Here is a 13,332-nt window from a genome sequence, read left to right on the forward strand (position 1 = left end):
CCGGACGCCAATCTTCGCGGGCGAGTCCGAGCCCACCCGAGACCTTAAGCGCAGAAGAGCCTGCCGCGCCTGACCCCGACCCGCGGCACCAGAGGAGGAGACACCCATGGCGACCCAGCACGCCCGCGCTGCAGCCCGGTTGATGAACGCACCCGCCGTCTTTGTGCTGCTGGTGTGGATGCTCATCCCGCTGTGCATGACGGTCTACTTTTCTTTCACCGATTACCGACCGTTGCGCGGCGTCTTCGATTGCTGCGTCGGCTTTCAGAACTACGAACGCTTCGTCAGCTCATCCTCCTTCCTCAGCTCGGTGGCCACCACGCTCATCATGGTTGGCGGCATCCTTGCCATCACCGTGATCGGAGGCGTGTTGCTGGCGCTGCTGCTCGACCAGCCGATCTGGGGGCAGGGGATTGTGCGCATCCTCGTCATCGCGCCCTTCTTCGTCATGCCCACCGTCTCGGCGCTGGTCTGGAAGAACATGTTCATGAACCCGGTCAACGGGCTCTTCGCCTACCTTTGGAAGTTCTTCGGAGCCACGCCGATAGATTGGCTCTCCGAGCTGCCGCTGTTCTCGATCATCTGGATCGTCAGCTGGCAGTGGCTGCCCTTCGCCACGCTCATCCTGCTTACCGCCGTGCAATCGCTCAGCTCCGAGCAGCTTGAGGCCGCCGAGATGGACGGGGCCAGCGCACTCAGCCGCTTCTATTACATCATCCTGCCGCACCTTGGCCGGGCAATCACCGTGGTGATCCTGATCCAGACGATCTTCCTCCTGTCGATCTTCGCGGAAATCTTCGTCACCACCAACGGCGCCTTCGGCACCCGAACGCTCACCTACCTCGTGTACCAGCGGGTTCTGGAGAGCCAGAACATCGGGCTCGGCTCCGCCGGCGGCATCCTCGCCGTCATACTCGCCAACATCGTCGCGATCTTCTTGATGCGGATCGTCGGCAAGAACCTGGACAACTGAGGGAGGGCTGAACACATGGCACGCGCCGTTACAACACAACGCAAGGTCATCGCCACTGCCGCCGCATGGACCATCGGCATCGCGATTTTCTTCCCGATCCTCTGGACGGTTCTGACCAGCTTCAAGACGGAGGCCCAGGCCATTGCCGATCCGCCGATCTGGCTCGGCTTTGACTGGACGCTGGAAAACTACTCGGTGGTGCAGGAGCGCTCCAACTACTTCCGCTTCCTGATGAACTCGGTGATCATCGCCGTGGGCTCCACCGTGCTGGGCCTCGCCATCGCCATCCCCTCGGCGTGGTCCATGGCCTTCGTGCCCGGCAAGCGCACCAAGGATGTGCTGATGTGGATGCTCTCCACCAAGATGCTGCCTGCGGTCGGCGTGCTCTTCCCGATCGTGCTGATCGCCCGGTTCCTCGACCTCTACGATACCCACATTCTGCTGATCGTGGTGCTGATGCTGATGAACCTGCCGATCATCATCTGGATGCTCTACACCTACTTCAAGGAAATCCCGGTGGATATTCTTGAGGCCGCGCGGATGGACGGCGCTTCGCTGAAATCCGAGATCATCTACGTGCTCACCCCCATGGCGCTGCCCGGCATCGCCTCGACCATGCTGCTTAACATCATTCTGGCGTGGAACGAGGCGTTCTGGACGCTCAACCTCACCACCACCAAGGCCGCGCCACTCACCGCCTTCATCGCCAGCTATTCCAGCCCCGAGGGGCTCTTCTACGCCAAGCTCAGCGCGGCCTCGACCATGGCCATCGCGCCCATCCTCATCATGGGGTGGTTCAGCCAGAAGCAACTGGTGCGTGGCCTCACCTTCGGCGCCGTCAAGTAAAGGAACAGGATTATGGGACGCATTACTCTGGACAAGGTCGCCAAGAGCTTTGGCGAGGTCAACGTGATCCCGCCGCTGGATCTGACCATCGAAGACGGCGAGTTTGTGGTGTTCGTCGGGCCTTCGGGTTGCGGCAAATCCACCCTGCTGCGGCTGATCGCCGGGCTCGAGGACGTGTCGGGCGGGCAGATCCGCATCGACAGCAAGGACGCCACCACCACGCCCCCCGCCAAGCGCGGGCTGGCGATGGTGTTCCAGTCCTATGCGCTCTATCCGCATATGTCGGTGAGGAAGAACATCGCCTTCCCGCTGAAGATGGCGGGGATGGATCAGGCCGAGCAGGAAAAGCGCGTTGATTATGCCGCCAAGGTGCTGAACCTCGCCGATTACATCGACCGCCGCCCCGGCCAGCTTTCGGGCGGTCAGCGCCAGCGGGTTGCCATTGGCCGCGCCATCGTGCGCGAGCCCTCGGCCTTCCTCTTCGACGAACCGCTCTCCAACCTCGATGCGGCGCTCAGGGTGAACATGCGGCTCGAAATCAGCGAGCTGCACAACAACCTGAAAACCACGATGATCTACGTTACCCACGATCAGGTGGAGGCCATGACGATGGCCGACAAGATCGTGGTGCTTCAGGCCGGTGTCATCGAGCAGGTCGGCTCGCCGCTGGAGCTGTATCAGACCCCGCGCAACATGTTCGTCGCCGGGTTCATCGGCTCGCCCAAGATGAACTTCTTCAAGGGTGCCGATGCCGCCGGGCACGATGCCGCCACCATCGGCGTGCGCCCCGAGCACCTGAACGTCTCCACCACCGAGGGCCTATGGAAAGGCACCGTTGGCGTGGCCGAGCACCTGGGTTCCGACACCTTCCTCTATGTCCACCCCGAGACGGCGGACACGGTGGAAGAGGCAATTACCGTGCGGGTGGGTGGCGAGCTGACCCTACGTCACGGTGATACCGTCTGGCTGACGCCGCAGGATGGCAAGACGCACCGCTTTGACGGCGCCGGGCTGCGGATTGGTTGAGATGGCGATCAAACTGGATAACGCGGCCCTGTCGTCGCTGCCCGAGGGCATTGCCGCGCCGGAATATGACCGCGCTGGCCTGACACCCGGCATCCTGCACATCGGTGTGGGCAACTTTCACCGCGCGCATATGGCCTGGTATCTCGACCGGCTGTTCGGGCAGGGCGAGGGGCATGATTGGGCCATTGTCGGCGCCGGGATCAAGCAGTTCGACGCCGCCCGCCGCGAGGCGCTGAAGGCGCAGGATTGGCTGACAACCGTGGTCGAGCTGGACCCGGCGGCCCTGACTGCCCGCGTCACCGGCGCAATGGTAGGCTTCTGCGAGATCGACGGCGCGGCGCTGGTGGCCCGCATGGTCGATCCGGCCATCCGCATCGTCTCGCTGACCATCACCGAGGGCGGCTACTTCGTGGATGCCGAAACGGGCGGCTTTGACAAATCGAACACTGAGATAGCCGCAGACGCGCAAAACCCGGATGACCCTGAAACGGTTTTTGGGCTTCTTGTCAAAGGCTTGAAGGCGCGGCGCGATGCAGGGCTTGAGCCCTTCACCGTGATGTCTTGCGACAATCTGCCGGAAAATGGCCATGTGGCCAAAGCGGCCGTTGTCGGCATGGCCGAGATGATCGAGCCCGAGCTGGCCGCGTGGATCGGGGCCAACGTCGCCTTCCCCTCCGGCATGGTCGATTGCATCACCCCCGCCACCGGCCCGCGCGAGATTGCACTGGTGCAAGACAAGTTCGGCGTGGACGACAAGGCCCCGGTGGTCTGCGAACCGTTCCGCCAATGGGTGCTGGAAGATACCTTCCCCCAAGGCCGCCCGGCGCTGGAAAAGGTGGGCGTGGAGTTCGTGCCCGATGTGGCCCCCTACGAGACCATGAAGCTGCGCATCCTCAATGCGGGCCACGCCGCCATTGCCTACCCCTCGGCGTTGCTCGGGCACCACTTTGTTCATGAGGGCATGCAAGACCCGGATATCACCGCATGGCTCAAGGCGCTGATGCGCTCCGAGGTCATCCCGGTGCTGCCCGAGATCGCGGGCGTCGACTTTGACGCCTACCTCGAAAAATCCGCCGAGCGTTTTGCCAACCCCGAAGTGGGCGACACCATCGCCCGGCTTTGTCTCGATGGCTCCAACCGCCAGCCCAAATTCGTGCTGCCAACGGTGCGCGAAGCGCTGGAGGCGGGCTCTGCGGTGCAGGGGCTTGCGCTGGAGGTCGCGCTCTGGTGCCGCTACTGCGCCGAAACCACCAAGGGCGAGATCACGCTGGAGGACGAGCGGGCCGAAGCCTTGCAGGCCGCCGCGCTGAAGGCGCAAACAGATCCGTCTGCCTTTCTGGCGCTCAGCGATATATTCGGTCGTTTGGGCGAGGCTCCGCGCTTTGTGGAAGCCTTCGCCGCCGCTCTGGCCGACCTCGACGAGAAGGGCCCCCGCGCGGTGTTGCAGGAGTATGTGGCCGCACAGGCCTGAGCCTGCGCCGGGTTACTCCACCGAGAAGGCCACCATCGAAAGGTCTGCGCTGATGCCGCGCGCCTCCAGCTCCGCGGCAAGTGCTGCAAAGAAGCTGGCAGCCTCGGTGTCGTTTTCATCCTTCACCACGTCGAGCCGGGCAGGCGTGCCCACGGCGAGCAGGAGCTGCTGGGTAACGACCGGCCCGGCGGTGAGGTTCATCGGGATCGAAAAGCTGGCCCCGCCCCGGGTAAACTGCAGGAAGCTGTCGAGCGCCTGCACCGTGCCCTCATCGTCGATCAGCAGGAAGTGCACCACTTGCCCGGAGACGTTGAGAATGCGGCCCTCAAGGTAGTCGCCCGAGGCGATCACCCGGTTTTCCATATCGAAGTAGAGGTTGAAGGCGGGGTAGGCCTTGGCCTCGCGGATGAAGGTGAGGGTCGCGCATTGGGCCTCGCTCACCGGCTTGAGAAAGGTGTTGGGGATCTCGCCGGTTTCGGCCTCCATCCCGGCGCGAAAGCCGTCAAGCGAGGCGGAGCTGGGGCCGAAGGCATCAAGCGTGAGCTGGGCGGTCTCTTCCCCCAGCGCGGGCAGCGCGGCAAAGCAGGCACCGCCATCATAGGTTTTGAGGTAGTCGAGAATGGCGGTATAGCGGGTGCGGTCGGCCTCAGAAATATCGCTTTCGGGGGCAGGGGCCGCCGTGCCGCCCTCTGTTGCCGGGCCGGGCAAATCGCTGTCGCGCTCGGGCTTGGGCGCAGGCGCAGGCTCAGCGGGCGTCGGATTGGAGGGGATGGCCGGCATGCCAGCCCCGGCCACGGGTGACACCGGGGTGACGCGTTCGGGCATCATGTCATCGGGGATCTCGGGGCGGGCGGCGATGGTATCAGGGGCGGTGGGCGTGGCGGCAGGCGCGGTGGGGGTGGCAGCGGCCAGCGTATCTGCCGGGGGCTGCGCGCTCAGGTCTGCGCTGGGCTCCGGCGCGGGCTCTGGCGCGGCGGCAGCCTGAGCCTCGCCAGTGTCGCGCACCGCCTCTTGCGCCTCCACCTCGGCCTCGCTGCGCAAACGCTCGCGGCCTTCATCCTGGCCCGCCCTGATGCGGTCATCGGCCACGCGGGCGGTGGCTGTTTCAGGCACCTCCTCGGGCGGGCGCTCGGCGCTGGCAACCTCGGCGCGGCTGGCCTCTTCGGCCACCACCGGCGCGGCGGTGATCCGGGCGGGGGCGGCCTCGCGGGCCTCTCTCACCTCCTCGGCGCGTGCGGTTTGCGCGGCCTCCGCGCGCTCTGCCGGGGCGGCACCGGATTGGGCGGCAACCGGCGCACCGGTGATCCGGGTCGCCCCCTCGCTCACCGGCTCGGTGGCGGGCGGGTTGGGCGCGGTTTCCACCCGTTCGGCGGGCGCGAGTTTTTCAGGGGTCGAGGCGGGCTCGGCGCGGTCTGCCGCCGCCACCGAAGCGGCGGGCTCAGGCGGGGCAGGGGGCGCGGCGGCCTCTACCGCCTCAGCCTCGGCCACGCTTGGCTGGGCCGCCTGCGTGGCCATTTCGATCATCTCGACAGTCACTTCGGTTTCCACTGGGGCCTGATCCGGCGCCGGTTCGGGCATTTGCTCGCGGGCCCAATTCAGCGCCGCAAGATGAGCGGCGACGGCGATGAGCAGAGCGGCGAGCCAGAGCACCACCTCGGCCTGCCCGCGCGGCTCGATGTAGCGAACGGGGCCGGCGGTGTCGCTCATTCGTTGTCCCCGGCCTTCAGCGTCACCAGCTTCACCGTGCGGCCCGCGGGCAGCAGCACCTGCATGGCGCGCAGCAGCCGGTCGGCGGGCATGTCGCGCGGGGCGAGGATATACACCGCGTTGGGCTGGCCCTCGGGCGGCGGCGCGCTCAGGGCCTCAACCACGGCCTCCTCCTCCATCCGTGCCCCATCAAGCGACCATCCCCCTTCGCCGTCGATCAGCAGCAGGGGGCGGGGGAGGCGCTCCAGCGGCAGATCGGTGGTTTCCGAAAGGTCGACGGCGAGTTCGTCATTCTCGACGATGGTGCCGACCACGAGGAAGAACAGCACGAGCAGCAGCACGATGTTCACCTGTGCCAGCCCAAAGTCGGCGCGGCGGCGGTGGCGTTGGGCGGCGAGCTTGGAGGCCAGCATCAGCCGCGCCTCCGGGCAAGGCGGGCGCGCGTGGCGATCAGCGCAGCGCTCATAGCCCCGGCCTTCCGATGAGGCGCAGCTTGGCCACTTCGCCCACGCGGATGGCCTCGATCACGGTGGCCACATCCTGCGTGGTGGCGACAGGGGTGGTGAAGAGCAGGATTTCTTCCAGCCCCTTCTCCTTCAGCGCCGGGATAACCTGCGGCAGCGCCTCCAGCGGCAGGGTGGCCGCCCCGGCGCGCAACTCGCCCCGGCCCACGTGCCAGATGACAATGCTCTGCGCCCCGCCGCCAGGGGCTTCGGGCTCGGCGGTGCTCTGGCCGGTGGGCGCAGCGGGCGCACCAAGGGTGATGAGCGAGTAGGGTGCCAACGTGGTGGAGAGCATGAAAAAGATCAGCAGCTGAAACATGACGTCAGCCAGCGGCGTCAGGGCAAAGGGGGCCTTGCGGTCGCCGCGCGGGTCGGGGAGGTGCACATCGCCGGGCCGGGTGCCGGCGGCGGGCATTGCCGCCCCGATAACCGTGTGGCCCGCGCCGCCCGATAGGCCCGCCGCGTGGGGCATTGGCCCGCTGATGACGGTTTTGCCCGACACCGGCGCGCCCGCCCGATCAAACGATCGTCTTGCCCGGCCGGGTCTCCACCCGCCCGTGCAACACGGTCGAAATCAGCCGCTCCAGCGCCTCGCGCTCACGGGCAATGCGCCCTTCGAGCCAGAGCGAGATGAAATAGAAGAAGATGGCGATGGCGAGGCCCACGGCGGTGGTGATCAGCGCCGTCCAGATGCCGCCCGCAAGAACGCTTGGATCCACTGCGCCCTCGGCCTGGCTGAGCTTGCCGAAGGCTTCGATCATGCCCACCACGGTGCCGAGCAGGCCCAGCATGGGCGCGGCCTGCACCACGGCCTCCAGCGCATTCATCCGGCGGCCCATCAGCGCCAGCTCATCAAGCGCCACCTGCGTGGCGAGCTCGCGGGCAATCTCGCGGTCGCCCCGGTTCTGGCGCAGGGCCGAGAGGGCGGCAAAGAGCACGCGGACGGCGGAAGTGTTGCGCTTGTCGGCCATCGCCAGCGCCCCGTCGCCATCCCCGCGCAGGTATTTTTCAACGATCTGGCCGGGCAGTTTGCGCCGCCCGACCCCAAGCCGCATGAACTGGAAGATCTTGAACAGCGCTACCGTGAGCGCCACCAGTGAGGCACCCGCCAGCACGGCCAAAATCGCCCAGGCGTAGCCGTTCAGCCCTTCGGGCAAATAGGCGTCCATCCGTTACTCCCGTTGCCGGGCCCGAGCCCGCGCTCAGAGCCCGAACTGGATCTCCGCGCGCGAAGAGGTGGTGAGGCCTTCCATGCAGTCGGGCGAGGTGCCCTCAGCGCCCACGCATTCGCTGACCGAGTTGACGAGCAGGCGCGAGATGTTCGAGCAGGCCATGTCGGAAAGGTCGAATTGCACCACCTTGGTCTTATCGGCCTGAAGCTGGCCGAACTCGAGGATCAGCAGCCGCGAAACCACCCCGTCCTGATCGAAAACGGCCACCTCGTAAGAGGCTTTTTCCAGCCCCTCGCCGGTGTTGTTGGTGGCCACATAGGTCAGCCGGCAGCCTTCGCCGACATCGCGGGCGGCGTTGAGCTCGAGGCCAAAGTTGCCCGATTGGGCAAAGGCCGGAAGCGCGAGGCCAGTGGCCATCACACCGGCAGCGGCCGTTGCGATCAGCGTGGAATAAAAGGTTTTCAGAACAGGCACGTCACGCCTCCCCCCGTTACGGTTAATTCTTGTGTGAAAAGTGCTAACACGCCCCTGCGCGGGCGCAAAGCCTTCGCTTGGGAAAATCGTGTGACCCGAAGGAGGAAGGCTGTGGGCCGGGCATGAAAAAGCCCGGCAGGCGTGGAGCCTCCGGGCTGATCCTGTCTGCTATCTGCGGCGCGGTGCCGCCGGGCTCAGCGGAACTGGCCGACGCTCCACATTGCGCCCGAATTGATCTTTGCACCGCCGCGGGGGCTGCTGGCGCGGGTTCTCACGATCACCGGACGCTCGATCTCGGGGCGGCTGACGATCGGAATGTCATTGTGCTCATCGTTGGACGATTCCTGCGCAACGGGCTGCGAAGGCCGCGTAGGCGTCTCTTCGTTGTCGTTGCCGCCGTCAAAGGCCTGAGCCAACTGCTCAAGCGTGCCGGTTCCCTCTTCATCGTCGCGCTCGATCACCTGACCGGTGCCGGCAATGATGCTCTCTGCTGCGCGCATGTCGCCAAGCGAGGCCGATTTTTGCCCGGCCATCTGCCCGGTGGAGCCAACGAAATCCGCCAGCGCGTCATCGCCTGCAGAGATCTTGTCGACCTTCAGCATGCCCGGCACGGTCGGGGTCATTACGTGGAATTTTGCGATTTGGGCGGTTGCGGGGGCGGCAAGACCCATCGACATGGCAGCCACAGCCACAAACGGCTTCACGAACTTCACAGTCATGGTCTTTCTCCAACTTTGGTACGAATATAAGTTCTCACCGGATTGTTTTCAATCTGCGGCACAATAAAGGCGATTTCTTGCCCCTCTGCTCAAAAGCGGCTTAAGTCACGCCATGACAGGCAGATTATCGTTGATTAACACCAGTTTCGCGGCGGCAATATGTGTCGCCGGCGCAACGATTTCGGCGCCCGCAAGGGCTGAATTCGCTGTTTGCAACCAGAGTTTTGACGTCATCAACGTCGCGATCGCCCAATCGGTCGGGGGGCAGTTCCACACCGAGGGCTGGTGGACGATCGGCACCAACCAATGCGCGAACGTCATCAAGAACGAGCTCAGTAACCGCTACATCTATGTCTATGCCACCGATGTTTTTGGCCAGCCGATCCTAGATGGCACCGTGTCGATGTGCATCGGCGCGAAGGCCTTCGAGATCGACGGGATCGAAAACTGCTGGGAGCGCGGCCACAAGGCGGCGATGTTTCATGAGGTCGACACACAGGCCACCGTGCGCTGGACGCTCTTCGTAACGCCCCCGGGTGGGGGGTAAGCAGGGGTTGACGTGGCGGCGATGCAGTCACATCTACTTGAACATAAAGAATTGAACGGCGCGGGGTCGCATTTCTGGCCCCCTTCGGCTAGAGTGCAGCAAAGTTTTTGACCCATAGATGATTGGCGGATGACCATGGCGACAACGCCCACCCCCCAGAGCTTTACCCGCAGGATCGCACGTGCAGGCATGGGGCTGCGCTCGGCCTCTGCACTTGTCGGCGGCGCGGCCCGAAGCGCCGGGCTGGGGCGGGCCGCCCGAACGGCACCGCTGGCGCTGATCTTTGTCACCGCCGCCACGCTGACGGCAGAGGCCAAGCGGGTGGCGCTGGTTGTGGGCAACGCGGCCTATGACAACGTCTATGCCCTGAAGAACGCCACCAATGACGCCACAGATCTCGCCTCCGCGCTGGAGCGGCTCGACTTTGAAGTCACCCTGCTGACCGATGCCACCGAGGCCGATTTCTGGACCCGGCTCGATACATTCGCCGCCGAGGCCGAGGGTGCCGAGAGCGCGATGTTCTTCTTCTCCGGCCATGCCTTCCAGCTTGGCGGCGCAAACTACCTTGTGCCCAAGGACGCCACGCTGGCCTCACGCGAAGCCATCGAGAACGAAACCTGGCGCCTCGACGAGATCGTCAAGCGCCTCTCCGACAAGAACCGCCAGACGCTGATCTTCCTCGACGCCTGCCGCAACAATCCGCTGCCGGAGTCGATGCGCTCCGAGGGCACCCAGGGCCTTGCGCAGATGGAAAAGGGCTCGGGCACCTTCGTGGCCTTCGCCACCCAGCCGAACAATGTCACCAGTGACGGCGCGGGCGACAACTCTCCTTTCACGCAGGCGCTTCTGGGGCACATCGAAGAGCCGGGCATTTCGGTCTCCGACCTGATGATCCGCGTGCGTAATGACGTTGAGAGCGAAACCTTCGGGCGGCAAACCCCGTGGGATCAGTCCTCTCTGCGCGCGCAGTTCTACTTCAACCCGCAGGTCGAAAAGACCGCCGAGCTGACCGATGCCGATTATGAGCTGATCGCCGCGCTCGACCCTGAAACCCGCAAGCGCCTGCTGGCGGCTCTGGGCAACTCCGGCACGAATATCGTGATCGAAGAGGTCGAGGAGGAGGTTGAAGAGATCGTCGTGGCAGTGGCCCGCGTCGATATCATTGACGTGCCAGATGAGGACACGCCGGTTGAAACGCCGGGAACCGCGGGCGGCGAAACAGTTGCTGCCGCCAACGAGGCCGAGAAGGCCACGGGCGGCGAAAGCGCCGTTGTGGTGATCGGTGGCGAACAAGCCCCCGAGCGCGTGACAGCAGGCGAAAGCGGCGAAAAGGCCGGGGCCGCCGGTGCCGAAACGGTGGTGGCCTCCAACGAGGCGCAGCGCACCGAGGGCACCACGGGTGCCGAGCGTGTGACCGGCACCGAGGTTGCGGGCGCTGAGCGCGTGACGGGCTCTGAAGTCACAGGCACAGAGGTGGCAAGCGCCGAGCGTGTTACCGGCACCGAAGTTACGGGCACCGAAGTCACCGGCGCTGAGCCTGCGACCGGCACCGAAGTGGCCGGCGTTGTGCCCGCTGATCCCAACGCGAGCCGCACCAAGGTGATTGGCCCGGATGGTGAAGAGCGTGAAGCCGTGATCCTCGCCGGTCTGGCCCCCACACGTTCGCTGGCCCCCTCTACCGAAGTGCCGCGCAGCCGCGTGGTTGGCCAAGAGATCGACCGCGACAGCGATGAAGCCCGTCAGGCCGGGGTTGCCCCAGCCGCGCCCGAGCTGGAAGGCAAAGAGCTTGCCTCTGCCGTGCAAACCGAGTTGAGCCGCCTTGGCTGCTACCGGATGCGGATTGACGGCGACTGGGGCAAGGGCTCCCGCGTGTCGCTCTTCCGCTACTTCGCCGCCCGCAAGATTGCCACAGACCAGCTGGAGCCCAGCAACTCGCTTCTGCGCCGGTTGAAGTCCGATAACGAAGTGGCCTGTAAGGCGGTGCAGCAGGTGGCCTCCAAGAAGGCCTCCAAGGCGATTTCCAAAGTGCGGACGGCTTCGGCCAAGAAGAAGTCGGTCGCCCCCACCAAGGCTTCGGCGCGCAAATCCAGCAAGCCGCGGATCAAGGGGAACACGACCACCAAGCGCACGTCTTCGGGTGGCACCAAGAAGACCGTGACCAAGAAGCTGCGGGCCGGCGTGTTCCGTTGATCCGCCGCCCCGGCCCATGATGGGCAGGGGCCAGACCATCATGGGGGAGAACGCCATGTTCTCAGCAACCGGCGTGTTTCTCGCTTTCCGCGCACATAGGAGGCGTCGCCTGTCTGGTGCGCTTATCGCCGTGTTCATGGCATGGGCTCCGGGCGGCGCCGCGCTGGCTGAGGGAAAGGTGGCGCTGGTGATTGGCAACGCCGCCTATACCGGGCTGCAACCCCTGGCCAATCCGGTGAACGATGCCGAGGGGATCTCTCAGGCGCTGGAGCGTGTGGGCTTCGAGGTGACCCTGCTCACCGACGCCCCGCAAGATCGCCTCTCCCCGGTGCTCGATGCTTTTATTGCCCGCGCCGAAAGCGCCGATACGGTGTTGTTTTACTATTCCGGCCATGCGTTTCAGCAAGACGGGCAAAACCGGCTGGTGCCTGCCGATGCCGCGCTGAAATCTTCCGCAGCATTGGCCAGCGAAACATGGTCGTTCAGCGATGATATCGTGGCGCGGCTGGCGGGGGAGGGGCGGCAGACGCTCTTTTTCCTCGATGCCTGCCGCAACGCGCCGCTGCCGCTTTCGCTGCGCGGTGAGGCGGGCGACGGGCTGACCAAGCCCGACACGGGCGCCGGCCTCGGATCGGGCAGCTTCGTGGCCTTCGCCACCCAGCCCGGCGCGGTGGCCCGCGATGGGATCGGCGGCAACAGCCCCTTCACGCTGGCCCTGCTCAAACATATGGAAACGCCGGGCATTTCGATCTCCGACCTGATGATTGCCGTGCGCAACGATGTGGTCGAGGCCACCCATGAAACGCAGGTGCCGTGGGATCAGTCGAGCCTGCGTGCGCAGTTCTACTTTGTGCCCGTCGAAGAGGATGGCGCGACCATCACCGACGCCGACCTTGATGCCATCGGCGGGCTCGATGAGGAGAGCATCCGCAATGTCGTGGGTGCGCTGGCCGACAACGGGGTTACGCTGGAGATCCTCGTGGTGGAGGAAGAGGAGCCGGTGGATATCGCCAGCGTCGAAGCCAAGCCGATCGTCGCCATTGAGGATGTCCCCGACGCGGGCGAGCCCGCGGAACCGGTTGAGGAGGGCGAGGAGGTGGCCATGCTGGATGACACCCGCTCGGTCACCGAGGGAGAGGACGGCGAGACCAAGGAGCCGACCCTTGCCGATAAGGTCGCCGCCGCCGAGGCTATCGTTGCCGCCGCCGAAGCCCGCGCCGAAGATGGCCCGGGCGAGCAAGAGCTGGCCGCCGTCGATCTGCCCGAAAACCTTGCGCTCGGCGTGCAGCAGGAGCTGACACGCGTGGGCTGCCACCGCGCCGCCGTGGATGGGCTCTGGGGCCGGGTCAGCCGCATTTCGCTGCTGCGTTATTACACCGCCAAGGGCAAGGTCACCGCCGAAGAGGCCAAGGCCGAGCCCTCCGAGGCCGCCTATCGCCGCCTCGCGCTGGAGCCCGGTGTTGTGTGCGAAGGCGTCGTGGCGCCCCCGGCCCGGGTTGCCGCGAAATCGGCCACCTCCAAGACCCGCGTGATCCGCAAAACCTCGGCCCCCGCACCCCGCACCCAGCCCAAGACACCCACCAAACCCAAAATCTCGACCCAGCCCAAGACCAACAACAATGGTCGCAAGGTGCCCGCCAAGATCAACCGCTTCTCGCCCGGCTCCATTCGTGGATGAGGCGGGCCAGATGTGCTTGATCTGAA

General features: G+C 65.4%; 13 protein-coding genes. 7 read left to right on the top strand and 6 right to left on the bottom strand.

Translation table 11 applies throughout. From position 1 onward, the window contains the following. Nucleotides 1–106 precede the first annotated feature (106 nt). Genes ACXAG6_RS09465 through ACXAG6_RS09480 form a run of 4 tightly spaced genes read left to right on the top strand, consistent with a single transcriptional unit; the run spans nucleotide 107 to nucleotide 4,316 of the window. Nucleotides 107–973: a carbohydrate ABC transporter permease gene (locus ACXAG6_RS09465; RefSeq protein WP_475337194.1), complete on the top strand. Its 867-nt coding sequence runs from the start codon at nucleotides 107–109 to the stop codon at nucleotides 971–973. Between the two features lie 15 nt (nucleotides 974–988). Further along, the gene (locus ACXAG6_RS09470; RefSeq protein WP_475337196.1) at nucleotides 989–1,819 is read left to right on the top strand and encodes a carbohydrate ABC transporter permease; all 831 of its coding nucleotides are present in this window, start codon (nucleotides 989–991) and stop codon (nucleotides 1,817–1,819) included. 12 nt (nucleotides 1,820–1,831) lie between these two features. Further along, a complete protein-coding gene (locus ACXAG6_RS09475) occupies nucleotides 1,832–2,845 on the top strand; it encodes an ABC transporter ATP-binding protein (RefSeq protein ID WP_475337197.1) in 1,014 nt (337 codons plus the stop codon). Between the two features lies 1 nt (nucleotide 2,846). Next, nucleotides 2,847–4,316, top strand: coding sequence for a mannitol dehydrogenase family protein (locus ACXAG6_RS09480; RefSeq protein ID WP_475337198.1), 1,470 nt, complete (start codon nucleotides 2,847–2,849; stop codon nucleotides 4,314–4,316). Nucleotides 4,317–4,328: 12 nt separating this feature from the next. On the opposite strand, the gene ACXAG6_RS09485 is transcribed toward ACXAG6_RS09480, so the two are convergent. From ACXAG6_RS09485 to ACXAG6_RS09510, 6 genes are all read right to left on the bottom strand, one after another. Next, nucleotides 4,329–6,023 carry a hypothetical protein gene (locus ACXAG6_RS09485; protein WP_475337199.1) on the bottom strand — a complete coding sequence of 565 codons (1,695 nt, stop codon included), beginning with the start codon at nucleotides 6,021–6,023 and terminating at the stop codon, nucleotides 4,329–4,331. Continuing rightward, nucleotides 6,020–6,436: a biopolymer transporter ExbD gene (locus ACXAG6_RS09490; protein ID WP_475337201.1), complete on the bottom strand. Its 417-nt coding sequence runs from the start codon at nucleotides 6,434–6,436 to the stop codon at nucleotides 6,020–6,022. The genes ACXAG6_RS09485 and ACXAG6_RS09490 overlap by 4 nt, the downstream gene beginning before the upstream one ends. Nucleotides 6,437–6,485: 49 nt before the next feature. After that, nucleotides 6,486–7,028 carry an ExbD/TolR family protein gene (locus tag ACXAG6_RS09495; protein WP_140013674.1) on the bottom strand — a complete coding sequence of 181 codons (543 nt, stop codon included), beginning with the start codon at nucleotides 7,026–7,028 and terminating at the stop codon, nucleotides 6,486–6,488. Nucleotides 7,029–7,044: 16 nt separating this feature from the next. Then, nucleotides 7,045–7,695 (bottom strand): MotA/TolQ/ExbB proton channel family protein, encoded by a 651-nt coding sequence (locus ACXAG6_RS09500; RefSeq protein WP_140013675.1) that lies wholly within the window; start codon nucleotides 7,693–7,695, stop codon nucleotides 7,045–7,047. 33 nt (nucleotides 7,696–7,728) lie between these two features. Then, nucleotides 7,729–8,172, bottom strand: coding sequence for a hypothetical protein (locus tag ACXAG6_RS09505; RefSeq protein WP_475337202.1), 444 nt, complete (start codon nucleotides 8,170–8,172; stop codon nucleotides 7,729–7,731). Nucleotides 8,173–8,366: 194 nt separating this feature from the next. After that, nucleotides 8,367–8,891, bottom strand: a complete 525-nt coding sequence (locus ACXAG6_RS09510) for a hypothetical protein (RefSeq protein WP_475337204.1) — start codon at nucleotides 8,889–8,891, stop codon at nucleotides 8,367–8,369. Between the two features lie 112 nt (nucleotides 8,892–9,003). Between ACXAG6_RS09510 and ACXAG6_RS09515 the strand changes: the two genes are divergently transcribed. The 3 genes from ACXAG6_RS09515 (at nucleotide 9,004) to ACXAG6_RS09525 (ending at nucleotide 13,306) form a co-directional block, all read left to right on the top strand. Further along, nucleotides 9,004–9,438, top strand: coding sequence for a DUF1036 domain-containing protein (locus ACXAG6_RS09515; RefSeq protein WP_475337205.1), 435 nt, complete (start codon nucleotides 9,004–9,006; stop codon nucleotides 9,436–9,438). 129 nt (nucleotides 9,439–9,567) lie between these two features. Next, a complete protein-coding gene (locus ACXAG6_RS09520) occupies nucleotides 9,568–11,628 on the top strand; it encodes a caspase family protein (protein WP_475337206.1) in 2,061 nt (686 codons plus the stop codon). Nucleotides 11,629–11,683: 55 nt separating this feature from the next. Further along, a complete protein-coding gene (locus tag ACXAG6_RS09525) occupies nucleotides 11,684–13,306 on the top strand; it encodes a caspase family protein (protein WP_475337208.1) in 1,623 nt (540 codons plus the stop codon). Nucleotides 13,307–13,332 lie beyond the last annotated feature (26 nt).

The organism is Vannielia sp. ABF1_015, assembly GCF_056160745.1.

Bases quoted from the DNA above. Each gene is read 5' to 3' on its own strand.
- ACXAG6_RS09490 (WP_475337201.1), bottom strand. From the start codon at position 6,436: ATGCTGGCCTCCAAGCTCGCCGCCCAACGCCACCGCCGCCGCGCCGAC.
- ACXAG6_RS09500 (WP_140013675.1), bottom strand. From the start codon at position 7,695: ATGGACGCCTATTTGCCCGAAGGGCTGAACGGCTACGCCTGGGCGATT.
- ACXAG6_RS09485 (WP_475337199.1), bottom strand. From the start codon at position 6,023: ATGAGCGACACCGCCGGCCCCGTTCGCTACATCGAGCCGCGCGGGCAG.
- ACXAG6_RS09510 (WP_475337204.1), bottom strand. From the start codon at position 8,891: ATGACTGTGAAGTTCGTGAAGCCGTTTGTGGCTGTGGCTGCCATGTCG.
- ACXAG6_RS09465 (WP_475337194.1), top strand. From the start codon at position 107: ATGGCGACCCAGCACGCCCGCGCTGCAGCCCGGTTGATGAACGCACCC.
- ACXAG6_RS09520 (WP_475337206.1), top strand. From the start codon at position 9,568: ATGACCATGGCGACAACGCCCACCCCCCAGAGCTTTACCCGCAGGATC.
- ACXAG6_RS09525 (WP_475337208.1), top strand. From the start codon at position 11,684: ATGTTCTCAGCAACCGGCGTGTTTCTCGCTTTCCGCGCACATAGGAGG.
- ACXAG6_RS09515 (WP_475337205.1), top strand. From the start codon at position 9,004: ATGACAGGCAGATTATCGTTGATTAACACCAGTTTCGCGGCGGCAATA.
- ACXAG6_RS09480 (WP_475337198.1), top strand. From the start codon at position 2,847: ATGGCGATCAAACTGGATAACGCGGCCCTGTCGTCGCTGCCCGAGGGC.
- ACXAG6_RS09470 (WP_475337196.1), top strand. From the start codon at position 989: ATGGCACGCGCCGTTACAACACAACGCAAGGTCATCGCCACTGCCGCC.
- ACXAG6_RS09475 (WP_475337197.1), top strand. From the start codon at position 1,832: ATGGGACGCATTACTCTGGACAAGGTCGCCAAGAGCTTTGGCGAGGTC.